Source organism: Streptomyces sp. NPDC005752 (assembly GCF_040630715.1).
Classification (GTDB): Bacteria; Actinomycetota; Actinomycetes; order Streptomycetales; family Streptomycetaceae; genus Streptomyces.
Window position 1 is genome coordinate 75,919 of sequence record NZ_JBEXYB010000017.1, and the last position, 11,852, is coordinate 87,770.

Genomic DNA, 11,852 nt, shown 5'->3' on the forward strand with positions numbered 1-11,852 from the left:
GACGCCGTGCGGTCAGCCGCTCAGCCGTGCGCGCAGGGCCTCGCGCTCGCTCCGGTCGGCTGTCCGCCCGCGCAGCGTGGGCGCGGAGCCGACGAGCAGGCGGGTGTACACGTGCTGCGGGTGGTTGATCACGTCATGTGCCGTCCCCACCTCGACGAGCTCACCCCCGTAGAGCACGGCGATGCGGTCGGCGGTCCCGGCGACGGAACCGAGATCGTGCGAGATGAAGACGAGGGACGTACCGGAGTCGCGGAGCTCCTTGAGGATCTCCAGGACCTGGACGCGGTTGGCGGAGTCCAGGGCACTGACCGGCTCGTCGAGGATGACCAGGGCTGGCTCGGTGACCAGGGCGCGGGCCACGGCGACCCGTTGCCGCTGACCGCCGGAGAGCTCTCCTGGCAGTCGGCCGAGGAGTTCCCCGGACAGGTGGACCCGGTCGAGGAACGCGCGGGCCCGATCGGCCGCCTCCTTGCGCGGCACGCCCTGGATGAGGAGCGGTTCGGTCAGGGAGTCCTCGACGGTGAGGTCCGGGTCGAGGCTGCGCAGCGGGTCCTGGAAGACGTACTGGACGACGCCCCGCCGGCGCAGGCCGCGCCACTGGCGGTGGCCGAATCCGGTGACCTCATCGCCGTCGACCCGGATCGAACCGGCCGAGGCACGCACGAGGCCGAGCACGGCGCGGGCCAGTGTGGACTTCCCGGAGCCCGTCTCGCCGATGACGCCGACCGTCTCCCCGGGTGCGATGCTCAGCGAGACGCCTCGCAGGGCACTGCGGCCCCGGCGTCCCCGGCCGTAACGGACTTCCAGGTCCTCGACGGCCAGGACGGGGGAGGGGGCCGCCTCCCCCCGCGCCTCCTCCCTGCGGCCGGTGGCCTTCGCCTCGGGTGACACGGTGGTCATGACGCCTCCTCAAATGCGTCCGGGGCCTTCGGAGTGAGGAACCTGTCCAGGCCGTACTGTTCGTGCTCGGCCATGAGCAGCCGGGTGTACTCGTGCTGGGGGTCGTGGAGTACGGACCGCGTCGGGCCCTGCTCCACCACCTCGCCCTGCCGCATGACCAGGACTTCGTCGCACAGCTGGGCGACGACGGCCAGGTCGTGGGAGACGACGACGAGCGCCAGGCCGGTGCGCTCGCGCAGTTCGGCCAGCAGGTCTAGGATTTCGGCCTGCACCGTGACGTCGAGTGCCGTCGTGGCCTCGTCGGCGATGAGCGCGCGGGGCTCGACGGCGATCGCCGACGCGATCAGGACGCGCTGGAGCATTCCCCCCGACAGCTCGTACGTGTACTGGCCGTAGACCAGCTCCGGGTCCCGCAGCCGTACCGCGCGGAGGAGTTCGAGTGCCCGCCGTCGTGCCTCGCGCCGCTTCACGCCCTTCTTGACCCGGATGACCTCCGCAATCTGGGCGCCCACACGGATCGACGGGTTGAGATAGGACGCCGGGTCCTGGAAGACGGCGCCGACCGTGGTGCCCCGCAGGGCCGTCCACCGACGGGGCGTCAGGGTGGCGATGTCGGTGCCGTCGATCTCGACGGATCCGGCGGAGACCTCGAAGTGCGGCGGCAGGATGCCGAGCACGGCACGGCAGGTGAGGGTCTTGCCGCTGCCGGACTCGCCGACTATGCCGATCGTCTTGCCCGGTGTGAGCTCGAAGCCGATGCCGTGGACGACCTCCCGGTCGGTGACGCGGTCGCTGATGCGCACGTCGCGCACGGCGATGACCGGCGGAGCGGTCGGAGCGGCTGTGTGGGCGGCCGCGTCGGTGGCCTCGCTCTCCGTGGAATCCGCGGGACGGCCGAGGTCGGTGTGCTGGAACAGGGTCCTCATCGGGAACCTCCCACGGAGAGAGGGGCGGATGCGCCGGAGCGGTCCCGGGCCTTGCGCCGGTTGACCAACGCCCTGCCCGCTTCGCCGGAGACGTCGCGGATGGCGTCGGCGAGCAGGTTGCACGCCCAGACGGTGACCATGATCAGCAGGGCGGGCGGCACCGGAGCCCAGGGCTGGTGGCTGAGGTAGCCCAGGTCGGAGGCGAGCAGACCGCCCCAGGTGGGAGCCGGGGGCTGGACGCCGATACCGAGGAACGTCAGGCTCGAGACGATGACGAAGCCCACGCCGATGGTCTGGGCGAGTGCGACCGCGATCGGCGGGAGCACCTTGACCCAGACGTGGCGGCGGACGACCCAGCCGGTCGAGGCTCCGGAGACGATCGCGGCCTCCACGTACGGCGAGCGGGCCACGGCCAGCGTGGCCGCACGGGACACCCGGTAGAAGAGCGGGGAGACCAGGGCGCCCGTGACGAGCATGGCCTGGGTGATGCCGTTGCCGAGCAACGCGATCACGGCGATGGCGAACAGCAGGAACGGCAGGGCGACCAGGGTGTCGGCCAGACGGAGGGTCAGCCATTCGAAGACCCGGCCCGAGTAGACCGACAGGATGCCGGGGATCGCGCCGACGACGAGAGCCGTCAGCGCGACTTCCAGCGATCCCAGCACGCTGACGCGTGAGCCGTCCAGAAGGCGGCTGAACACGTCACGGCCCAGGTAGTCCGTCCCCAGCCAGTGGGCGCCCGAGGCCGAAGCCAGGGTGTTGTCGCTGGTCGCCAGGGGATCCTGCGGGGCGAGCCAGGGGCCGCAGACGGCGAGGAGGGCGATCAGCACGAGGATCGCCACGGCGATCCGGCCGGATGTGAGTGACAGGACGCGGCGCACCATCGTCATACCCCCCGCTGGGATGCCGGCATCACACGCGCCAGCACCAGATTGATGATCAGGTTGAAGGAGACGACCAGCACGATCGACACCACCAGCACGCCCTGCACCGCCGGTACGTCACCGGCCTGGGCCGAGTCGTTGGCGAACCGGCCGAAGCCCTGGAGGCCGAAGATCCACTCCGTGACCACGGAGGCGCCGACCAGCGCCGGGAACTTCTGGCCGATCGTGGCGAGGGCGGGCCCGAGGCCGTTACGCAGGACGTGGCCGAAGAACACGCGCCGTGGGCTCAGGCCCCGCACCACCGCGCCCGTCACGTAGTTCTCCCCGTACGCCGCGATGAGACTGGACCGCAACTGGCGGGCCACGTCGGCGATGACGTCGAAGCTCAGTGCGAGCGCGGGGAGCGTGATGTGGGCGAGCCAGGGGCCGACGCCCTGCTCGGACGGGATGTAGCCGGCCGAGGGGAACAGACCGAATCCCACCGCGAGGACCGCCACCAGCACGATGCCGACGACGAAGGCCGGCATCACCGAGATCACGGTGACGAACCCCGTGATCGCCCGGTCGACGAGGGTGGTGCGCCGGAGCGCGGCCACCGTGCCGAGGATGAAGCCGACGACCACGCCGACGACCAGCGCGAAGGTCGCGACCGAGAGGCTCACGCCCAGTCCGAGGCCGATCAGCGTGGAGATGTCGGCCCCGTTGACCCAGCTGGTACCGAGCTGTCCGTGCAGGACATCGGTGAACCAGTCCCAGTACTGGGCCAGGAAGGGCTTGTCGAGCCCCCACTCGGCCTCGATGCGCTGGATCGCTTCCGGCGTCGCCTCCTCGCCCAGCTGGATCCGCGCCGGGCTGAGCCCGCTCATGGACCGCAACGCGAACGTCACGAAGGTCGCCACCAGGAACACCGGCACGAAGATCGCGACCGACCGGCCCAGGGCGGCCGTCACCCGCCCCGCCGCATGCCGCGCTCCGGCCGGGACGAGCCGGCGGCGGCGCTCGGGAGTGACCGCCGGTGTGTCCGTCGTCATGGGGCTGCCCCCTCTCTGGAATGGATGGGTGGTCAGGAGCCGTCGGCGATCTTCACGCCGGTCCAGTCGATGTGGGCGGGGTTCTTCGGCAGGTCGGACAGGGCCTTGTTCTTGGCGAAGAGGTTGGGCGAGGAGAAGGTGAAGATCAGGGCCTTGCTCTCCAGGCCCGCGCGCGTCGCCGCCTGGAGGACCTGCGCGTAGTCGGGTGCGTCCAGGGGCGTCTGACGGACCTTGGCCACTGCCTGCCTGAAGCCGTCCGGCTCATAGGGAGTGCTCAGGTTCAGCGGGCCGTCAGGACCGAAATGGGCGGTGAGGGTCTGCACCGCGGAGTCGCGGCCCGTCGTCGAGTACAGGGAGAAGGCCAGGTCCTTGGCGAAGAACGGCGTGGCCCAGTTCTTGTCGATCTTGATGGTGACCTTGATGCCCACCGCGGCCAGCTGCGACTGGACGATCTCGGCCTGCGGATCCTCTGCCGGGATGACCAGGTTCAGCTTGATGTCGCCGGGCTGGTGACCCGCCTCGGAGAGGAGCTTCTTCGACTTCTCGGGGTCGTGGGGGTAGGCGTTCTCCGACTCGGAGTCGTAGGCGACGTAGCCCTTCGGGAACGGCTGGTCGGTCGCCTCGCCATGACCGAAGGTCAGCTTGTCGACGAATTCCTCGCGGTTGACCGCGTAGCGGAGCGCGTCGACGACCCTGTCGTCGTCGAAGGGTGCCTTGTTGACGTTCAGGCTGATGTTCGATGCGTTGAAGCCGGGCTGCGAGAACACGTCCAGGCCCGCCTTGTCGGCAGCGGCGGCCTGACTCGGGTCGAGGTCGGCGAAGTTGTAGACCCCGGTCTGAAGTCCGGAGACGACCGTGGAGGCGTCGGGGGCGGACACCAGCTCGACGTTGTCGATGTGGATGTTCTTCGCGTCCCAGTAGTCGGGGTTCTTCCGCAGGACCGCCTTGGTGCCCGGAACCAGCTGGTCGATGACGAACGGTCCGGCGCCGACGGGGTTCTGGTCCAGCTTCGCGGGGTTCGCGGCGGCTTTCGGGCTGGCGATCTGCAGGACGCGCTCGCCGAGCAACTGCGGTATCTGGTAGTCGACCTGAGTGAGGTCGAGCGTGGCGTCCAGGCCATCGGCCTCGACGGAACCGATCGACGTCAGGTCACCGAAGAGCGCGGAGTTCTTCTGCTTCTGCGCACGCTCGACGGCGGCCTTCACGGCTGCGCCGTCGACGGGCTCGCCGTCGCTGAACTTCAGCCCGGGACGTACATGGAAGGTGATCCGGTCGCCCTTCCCGTTGTACTCCCAGCTCTCGGCGAGGTCCGGAACGGCCTTGCCCGTCTCGTCGGTACGGGTCAACGAGGCGTAAACGAGAGCAAGTTCACGGAACTGTGCACCGCTTCCCGACACCACCGGATCCCAATGGCCCGGGAAGTAGGAGGAAGCCCATTTCAGGGTGGCGCTGCCGGCCGACGACGAGGCGCTGCCGCCGCAAGCGCTCAGAGCCGGGACGAGCAGGGCGACAAGGGCGGTTCCGAGGGCAGCGACCCTCAGGCCACCCGCCCGTCGGGCCGACCGGACGTCCGGTCGGTGGCGGATCGTGAGTCGTGCGGACATCTCGTTCTCTCTGGTGGGTCCCGACCCGAAGCAGGGCAGGAGGAGGCGGGGGAGCGCGAGCAAGGGTGCGGGGCACTCGTACGGAACCGTCGTCGCCCAGGCGGGCATGCGTCGCCGAGGTGGTGGTGCACGGCTGGGCGGGAGCGGCCCCGGGCGGGGTGTCGAGCAACGCACGACCCCGAACGGGGATACGACGAAGAAGGCACGACGGAAGGCGGAGAGCCGACGCGGGGAACAGGCGCGGATCAGCGGACCGGCGGGCAGCCGGTGCTGTCGGCGGAGGCCGGGGCAGCGCCTGCGGAACGGGGGTGGTGGGCGGTCAGCGACAGAGTGCGCTGGAAGTGCGCCGCAGGTCCACGTAGCGGCACACCACGCCGGGATGCGTCGTGAGCATGGACATATCCTGGCGGCAGCCGTCCGCGCCTGTCAATGGACACCCATTGGTGTCTCATTCAGCGGGACGGTGCTCAAATCGCAGCTCAGGGCGCTGCTGTAGGGCCGGAGGGCAAGGCCGGACGTGATGACGCCTCGTCAGGATGCAGCCACAGGGGGCCGTTTCCGGTCCCCAGCGGGACCGCCCCCGGCGGGGGCCACACCCCCTCCGCCAGCAGGTGACGCTCCGGTTCGGTCAGGCTTCCGTGGAGCTCCAGCGCCTTGGCGGGGGAGAGCGGCGCGGAGGAGTCCAGGAGACCCGGGCAGAGCTCGTCGACCGCCGCCGCGTAGGCCTCGTAGGGCCGCCAGCCGGGGATCGCGCGGTATCCCGACGGGGCGCGCAGCAGAAGCGTCGGCAACGCGTAGCGGTACCCACCCTCGGACGTCTCCTTCGCCGCGCCCGGATGCGGCGACGCGCTGCGCACGGAGAGGACCTCGGGGACCGGCCGCCGTGCCTCCGCGCGGTCGGCGCGCACCCGCTCCAGCACGTCCGGCGAGGCCGCGTCCCACCGCAGCCGGTCCGGATCGAGGCCCGGGACGCCGTGTGCCGCGGTCACCGCGGCTTCCATGGTGTCCGCCGGCTCACCCAGTACGAAGACGGTCTCCCGCAGCCTGCGCAGGACCCGTTCGGCCACGTCGTCCCCCTGGAGCTCGGCGGCCCCCGCCACGAGTGACGAGGGCCAGGAGCCGGCCGCGACCCGGCTCAGCCGAGCCGCTCGTGGTGCACGGGTGTGCGCGCAGATCCTCTCGACGTAGCCCGCGTAGTAGGCGGTTTCGGCCGCCGGATCGGGTGCCGGGTCGTCCTCGTCGTCGAAGAGGACCGCGTACGCCCGCCGCCAGCGGACCCGGCCGGCCAGCGCGGTCCTGAGCCTGCGGAAGGCCGGTTCCGACCCCCAGGCCCAGGGGCACATCGGGTCGGTGTACTCCACCACCTCCACCGCCGGCGTATCCGCGCCCCCGCTCACGCGGCACCGATCGCGGACGGCTGTTCGCGTGCGGGGGCAGGCAGCAGTGCGGCCAGCGTGAGCCCGCCGAGGGCCACCGCGGCGTCCGACTCGAGCCGTCTCCACACCGCGGGCAGGCCCTCGGCCGGGCCGGGGTAGTCGAGCCCGGCCAGCGACTCGCCCCGCAGCGTGATCAGCTCTCCGTCGACGGCGCGTACGACATCCAGCAGGGTGATCTCCCCGGCCGGTCTGCCGAGCCAGTACCCGCCCTCGCAGCCACGCTGACTGCGCACCAGGCCGGCCCTGCGTAGTTCGCCCACCACGGATTTCAGGAATCTGAACGGAATCTCCTGCGAGGAGGCGATGGCTTCGCAGGAGAGCGGACGGCCGGGGTCACTCGCGAGCTCCAGAAGGGCGCGCGTGGCGTAGTCCGCCTTCGCGGAGATATGCATGCCCACATCATGCCCCCACGTCGGGCCCGGGCGCGGCTCACCCGGTCGTTCCGCTCCTGGTTCCGTGGTCTGTTGCGGGAACATTGCCGCAGGTGAAGGGGAAAGGACACCTCTTGACATCCTTTTCGGCGCCGACCTAGCGTCCCCGTCATGAGCGAGCCGTTGACGACCCCCGGAGAGGGGTTCCACCCTCACCTCCATGACGCCCCGGGCCGCCCGGCGGCACCCCTGCGCACCCGCCTGCACCACATCCGCGCGGACGCGCTGGACGGCGACACGGCGCAGACCGGTGGCATGCGCAGGTTCAGCGCGGTGAGCGGGAAGACCGTCGGGTCCGAGAAGCTGTGGATGGGCCAGACCCACGTCGCCCCCTCGACGGCGTCCTCCGACCACCACCACGGCGAGTCCGAGACGGCCATCCATGTGGTCAGTGGGCACCCGGAGTTCGTCTTCGTGGACGACTCCGGGGACGAGCCGGAGGAAGTGCGGCTGCGCACCTCGCCGGGCGACTACATCTTCGTTCCGCCGTTCGTCCCGCACCGCGAGGAGAACCCGGACCCCACCGAGGAGGCCGTGGTGGTCATAGCCCGCAGCACCCAGGAGGCGATCGTGGTCAATCTGCCGCGCCTGTACGCCCTGGGGGCCGACGCGACAACCGACTGACCGACCGCCCGGCTGCCCCGTCGTCCTGCGCCGGCGGAAGCCCGGGCGGCTCGGTACGGGCCCTGGGATTACCTCAGCGGTAATCGACCCCCTGCGACACGTGCGGCACGCTGCGGGTATGCAGGGCAGGGCGGCGGGCGGCCGGTGAGCCGCCGTCCGGCCAGGCTTCCCGCCGAAGGGGCGGGAAGCGCGGCCCTGTCGCGGACGCGCCGCACGGGTGCGCCCGTACCGAACGAGAGGACACCGCCGTGACCACCCACGAGGACGCCGTCGAGCGCTACTTCGCCGCCTGGAACGCCGCCACCCCCGAGGACCTGGCCAAAGCGGTCGCCTCGGCGTTCACCGAGGACGGGACCTACACCGACCCGTTGGGGGAGGCGAAGGGCCACGAAGGGATCGAGGCGGCGATCACCGGCGCCCACCAGCAGTTCCCCGGATTCGCGTTCGAGCTCACCGGTACGCCGGACGCGCACCACAACCTGGTGCGCTTCACCTGGGACCTGGTCTCCACCGCTGACGGATCCGCTCCCGCAGCCGGCTTCGACGTGATCACACTCGCCGACGACGGCCGGATCACAAGCGTTGCGGGGTTCCTGGACCGCCTGCTGGGGGCGTGACAACCCCCTCTCAGGCCGCCGCTCGAAGAACAGCCGCCGTCTCCGGGTCCGCCGGCAGGAACGTCTCGACGGCCAGTTCGGAGACGGTCACATCCATCGGGGTGTTGAACGTCGTGGCCGTCGAGATGAACGACAGCACCTGCCCGCCCGCCTCGATCCGGAGCGGCAGTGCGTACGGGTGAGCAGCGGGTCCTGGCTCATCCGTACGCCCGTCCGGACCGGTGTGGGTGTCGCCGGCCGGTGCCGGATAGGAGGCGACCTCCTCGTACAGGCCGCGCAGCGCATCCGAGGAACGCAGGGCGGCCTGCCGGTCCATCCGTTCCAGCAGGTGGGCACGCCACTCGCCCAGATTGCGGATCCTGGGGGCCAGGCCCTGCGGGTGAAGCGTCAGGCGCATGGCGTTCAGGGGCGGCTGCAGCAGGTGACCGGACACCCCGTCGAGCAGCATCCCCACACCCTTGTTCGCGGTCACCACGTCGTACATCCCGTCCATCACCAGAGCGGGGAACGGCTCGTAGGCGGTCAGCAGCTGATCCAGACCGGCACGAAGCGTCGTCATCTCCGGGGATGCCAGTGAGGTCTCCGGGTACGAGGGGGCGTAACCCGCGGCCATCAGCAGCGAGTTGCGCTCGCGCACGGGAACGTCGAGGTGCTCGGCGAGATGCAGCACCATGGTGCTGCTCGGCGTGGACCTGCCGGTCTCGACGAAGCTGATGTGCCGTGCGGAACTGTCGGCCCGCAGGGCCAGCTCGAGCTGGCTGATCCCGCGCAGCTTGCGCCAGACCCGCAGCAGGCTCCCGATCTTCACGTCATCGACCGTCCTGGTCATGGCAGTCGTCATGGCCAGGACGGTAGCCGATGCGGACGGCGGCCCCCGTGGAATACCGGAGTGGTACCCCGGAGGTCCCGCACCGGTCTCCCACGGCACGTCCGCGCCCGGATCCCGCTGGTCGGCCCCGCGCCCCTTTGTGCGCGGGAGACAACCCCCGGGACGCCCGGGGGACAGCGCGTCATCACTACGGGGGACAGCCGGATGGGCTGACGGCCCGTCCACCGATGGGATGGTGACCGACCGCCCGTCCCGGGGCGGATCAGTCACGGACCACGGACCGGGTGGTCCCACGCGCAGTCAGACCCGGAGCGGATTGGGGATCGGCATGGGTGTTTCCCGAAGGCGCCGTCGGGGCGGACTCGGACTGGCCGGACTGGCCGCGGCCCTCCTCGTCGTATCGACCGGGCCGTCGACGGCGGCGACGCCGTGGCAGGCTGATCCGCTGCGACGGCACGTGGAGGCGATTCACGACACCGGAGTCGTCGGCGTGTCCGCCGAGGTGACGTCACGGCACACCCGTGACCGTGCGCGCGCCGGAACGGCCCGCAGGGATACCGCCGGGCCGATGCCGCGGGACGGCAGTTTCCGGATCGGCAGTGCCACCAAGACCTTCACCGCGGCGGTGGTACTGCAACTCGTCGGCGAGGGACGCATGTCGCTGGACGACACCGTCGAACAGTGGCTGCCGGGAGTGCTCCGGGGCACCGCGGCCGACGGCCGCCTCATCAGCGTGCGACAACTACTCCAGCACACCAGCGGCGTCCCCGACGTGCAGCCGGAGATCCCGGCCCTGAACAGCGCGGCCGGCTACCGGGCCCAGCGGACACGCTCCTACACCCCCGAGGAGCTGGTGCGGCTGGCTGTGCGGCAGTCTCCCCCGGCCGCCGCCGAGCGCGACTGGTCCTACTCGAACACCAACTACGTCCTCGCTGCGATGATCATCCGTCAGGTCACGGGTCACAGCTGGGCCCAGGAGGTGGACCGGCGGATCATCCGTCCGCTGGGCCTCGGGGAGACCTTCGCACCAGGACCCTCGACGTCCGTCCCGGACCCGCACGCCCGGAGCTACAGCTCGTTCGGCACCGGGACCGGCATCGGCATCGATGTCACGGTCCTCGACCCCGGCATGGCCGTCGGCTCCGGTTCACTCATCAGCACGACGCACGACCTGAGCCGGTTCTACTCCGCGCTTCTCGGAGGGCGGCTGCTGGCCCCGGCGCAGCTCGAGGAGATGACGACCACCGTGTCCGCGCCGGGGCTGGGCATGCCCGGCGTGAGGTACGGACTCGGTCTCGGCGAGCTCCCGTTGCCCTGCGGCGGCACCTACTTCGGTCACCCGGGTGAACTGCTCGGCTACCGCAGCTGGAGCGGCGTCACGGCGGACGGCGCCCGGACGGCCGTGGTGTACGCCACCAGCGAAGGCGGCCCGGACACGGGGCCGGCCCTCAGCACCCTCGTGGGCGAGGAACTGTGCAGGTCCCGCCCTTGAGTGCTTCCCGTGGACCGACGTCGTGCCCGGGCCGTCCTGCACAACCGTGTCCTTGCAGAAGTGTGTTCTCGCGGAACCGCTCGCGTTGCTGCAGGGCGGGCGCCCGGGCGAGGCGGCCGATGACGCGGCAGGCCGCGACCCCGAAACCCGAACGGGGAGGGAGGGGGGTGGGGATACGGCAAGATACCTCCAGTCCCGAGCTGGATGCCGGGGCCTGTGCGACCCACCCCCCATGGCCGCGAGTCCCTCACGATCTCCGTCCGGCCCATCGAGGCCGCGATCGTACCCGGGGCCACGGACAGCAGCACAGCTGGTCCGGGGATCGGCGGGGGACTCCGGGATTACAGAACGGCGGAGTGCCCACCGCGCGGCGCGCACGCCGTACCGGACGGCGGTCATCCTGGGAGCGAGCGTGCTCCCGGGCTGTCGCCCCTGAAGTGCTGTCCCGCCGCGATCTCGTCGCCGATCACCGACCAGACGGTCTCGTCGTCCTGGAAGGGGAGCGGGTCGACGGCGCTCGTCTCCCGGCGGACCCGGTCCACCTCGCGGTCCAGGCGCTCGAAGCCGGCCTCCTCGTCGCTGTCGTCCTCGAAGGTGAACTCCTCCAGCAGGCGCTGGAACCGGAGGCCGACCTGGACGAGGGAGGAGACGTCCGCGTGGAGCTGCCGCACGGTCTCCTCGTCGGGGTCGAAGGCGTGCACCGTGCCGGAACCGGGGTCGAGGGCCAGGTGGGCGTTGAGCAGCCAGCCGACGACGGGCCATTCGCGGGCACCCTCGGGGACGTTCTCGAAGTCCTCGACGTGGGCGACGTCCCGGACGAGCGGCAGCCCGCCGGTGTCGTGCTCACGCAGCCAGAGCGTCCCTGTGGGGACACCGACGGCCTGCAGGAGGCGGGCGCCCTCGGTGTCCGCGGCGGCGGGCGGGAAGGCGGTTGCCGGCAGGGTCACCAGCCGGCCCTCGCCGAAGAGGCCGGCGAGTCGGCCGCGGGTGATGTCGAAAAGCACGGCGGGAACTCCGAACTCGGCGGCGTCGCGCCCGCCGTGGGACTCGTGGTGGACGGAACCGGCCACCACGACAG

Annotated in this window: 12 protein-coding genes; 3 read left to right on the forward strand and 9 right to left on the reverse strand. The window is 71.1% G+C overall.

Going from position 1 to position 11,852, the window contains the following annotated elements:
- Positions 1-12 precede the first annotated feature (12 nt).
- The 7 genes from ABZ441_RS16410 to ABZ441_RS16440 all read right to left on the reverse strand — a co-directional run bounded on the left by ABZ441_RS16410 (position 13) and on the right by ABZ441_RS16440 (position 7,173).
- Positions 13-900: an ABC transporter ATP-binding protein gene (locus ABZ441_RS16410; RefSeq protein ID WP_358973717.1), complete on the reverse strand. Its 888-nt coding sequence runs from the start codon at positions 898-900 to the stop codon at positions 13-15.
- A complete protein-coding gene (locus ABZ441_RS16415) occupies positions 897-1,826 on the reverse strand; it encodes an ABC transporter ATP-binding protein (protein ID WP_358973721.1) in 930 nt (309 codons plus the stop codon). Before ABZ441_RS16415 ends, ABZ441_RS16410 begins: the two co-directional genes overlap by 4 nt.
- Positions 1,823-2,710 carry an ABC transporter permease gene (locus ABZ441_RS16420; RefSeq protein WP_358973725.1) on the reverse strand — a complete coding sequence of 296 codons (888 nt, stop codon included), beginning with the start codon at positions 2,708-2,710 and terminating at the stop codon, positions 1,823-1,825. The genes ABZ441_RS16415 and ABZ441_RS16420 overlap by 4 nt, the downstream gene beginning before the upstream one ends.
- Positions 2,711-2,712: 2 nt before the next feature.
- On the reverse strand, positions 2,713-3,741 hold the full coding sequence (locus tag ABZ441_RS16425) for an ABC transporter permease (protein ID WP_358973729.1): 1,029 nt from the start codon (positions 3,739-3,741) through the stop codon (positions 2,713-2,715).
- A gap of 32 nt (positions 3,742-3,773) precedes the next feature.
- On the reverse strand, positions 3,774-5,345 hold the full coding sequence (locus tag ABZ441_RS16430) for an ABC transporter substrate-binding protein (protein WP_358973732.1): 1,572 nt from the start codon (positions 5,343-5,345) through the stop codon (positions 3,774-3,776).
- A 479-nt stretch (positions 5,346-5,824) separates the two neighbouring features.
- The gene (locus tag ABZ441_RS16435) at positions 5,825-6,688 is read right to left on the reverse strand and encodes a hypothetical protein (protein ID WP_358973901.1); all 864 of its coding nucleotides are present in this window, start codon (positions 6,686-6,688) and stop codon (positions 5,825-5,827) included.
- A 50-nt stretch (positions 6,689-6,738) separates the two neighbouring features.
- Entirely contained in the window at positions 6,739-7,173 is a 435-nt protein-coding gene (locus tag ABZ441_RS16440) for an Rrf2 family transcriptional regulator (RefSeq protein ID WP_358973735.1), read from the reverse strand.
- Between the two features lie 150 nt (positions 7,174-7,323).
- On the opposite strand from ABZ441_RS16440, the gene ABZ441_RS16445 reads away from it, so the two are divergent.
- Positions 7,324-7,836, forward strand: coding sequence for a cupin domain-containing protein (locus tag ABZ441_RS16445; RefSeq protein ID WP_358973738.1), 513 nt, complete (start codon positions 7,324-7,326; stop codon positions 7,834-7,836).
- 248 nt (positions 7,837-8,084) lie between these two features.
- Positions 8,085-8,453 carry a nuclear transport factor 2 family protein gene (locus tag ABZ441_RS16450; protein ID WP_358973741.1) on the forward strand — a complete coding sequence of 123 codons (369 nt, stop codon included), beginning with the start codon at positions 8,085-8,087 and terminating at the stop codon, positions 8,451-8,453.
- 10 nt (positions 8,454-8,463) lie between these two features.
- Here the strand turns inward: ABZ441_RS16450 and ABZ441_RS16455 are convergent, their stop codons facing one another.
- Positions 8,464-9,282, reverse strand: coding sequence for a helix-turn-helix transcriptional regulator (locus ABZ441_RS16455; RefSeq protein ID WP_358973904.1), 819 nt, complete (start codon positions 9,280-9,282; stop codon positions 8,464-8,466).
- Positions 9,283-9,610: 328 nt separating this feature from the next.
- Between ABZ441_RS16455 and ABZ441_RS16460 the strand changes: the two genes are divergently transcribed.
- Positions 9,611-10,774, forward strand: coding sequence for a serine hydrolase domain-containing protein (locus tag ABZ441_RS16460; protein WP_358973743.1), 1,164 nt, complete (start codon positions 9,611-9,613; stop codon positions 10,772-10,774).
- A 395-nt stretch (positions 10,775-11,169) separates the two neighbouring features.
- Here ABZ441_RS16460 and ABZ441_RS16465 read toward each other — a convergent pair whose 3' ends face one another.
- Positions 11,170-11,778 carry an SUKH-4 family immunity protein gene (locus ABZ441_RS16465; protein ID WP_358973907.1) on the reverse strand — a complete coding sequence of 203 codons (609 nt, stop codon included), beginning with the start codon at positions 11,776-11,778 and terminating at the stop codon, positions 11,170-11,172.
- Between the last annotated feature and the right edge of the window lie 74 nt (positions 11,779-11,852).

Excerpts from the sequence above, each read along its gene's own strand:
- ABZ441_RS16410 (WP_358973717.1), bottom strand. The coding sequence starts at position 900 with ATGACCACCGTGTCACCCGAGGCGAAGGCCACCGGCCGCAGGGAGGAG.
- ABZ441_RS16415 (WP_358973721.1), bottom strand. The coding sequence starts at position 1,826 with ATGAGGACCCTGTTCCAGCACACCGACCTCGGCCGTCCCGCGGATTCC.
- ABZ441_RS16420 (WP_358973725.1), bottom strand. The coding sequence starts at position 2,710 with ATGGTGCGCCGCGTCCTGTCACTCACATCCGGCCGGATCGCCGTGGCG.
- ABZ441_RS16425 (WP_358973729.1), bottom strand. The coding sequence starts at position 3,741 with ATGACGACGGACACACCGGCGGTCACTCCCGAGCGCCGCCGCCGGCTC.
- ABZ441_RS16430 (WP_358973732.1), bottom strand. The coding sequence starts at position 5,345 with ATGTCCGCACGACTCACGATCCGCCACCGACCGGACGTCCGGTCGGCC.
- ABZ441_RS16435 (WP_358973901.1), bottom strand. The coding sequence starts at position 6,688 with ATGTGCCCCTGGGCCTGGGGGTCGGAACCGGCCTTCCGCAGGCTCAGG.
- ABZ441_RS16440 (WP_358973735.1), bottom strand. The coding sequence starts at position 7,173 with ATGCATATCTCCGCGAAGGCGGACTACGCCACGCGCGCCCTTCTGGAG.
- ABZ441_RS16445 (WP_358973738.1), top strand. The coding sequence starts at position 7,324 with ATGAGCGAGCCGTTGACGACCCCCGGAGAGGGGTTCCACCCTCACCTC.
- ABZ441_RS16455 (WP_358973904.1), bottom strand. The coding sequence starts at position 9,282 with ATGACCAGGACGGTCGATGACGTGAAGATCGGGAGCCTGCTGCGGGTC.
- ABZ441_RS16460 (WP_358973743.1), top strand. The coding sequence starts at position 9,611 with ATGGGTGTTTCCCGAAGGCGCCGTCGGGGCGGACTCGGACTGGCCGGA.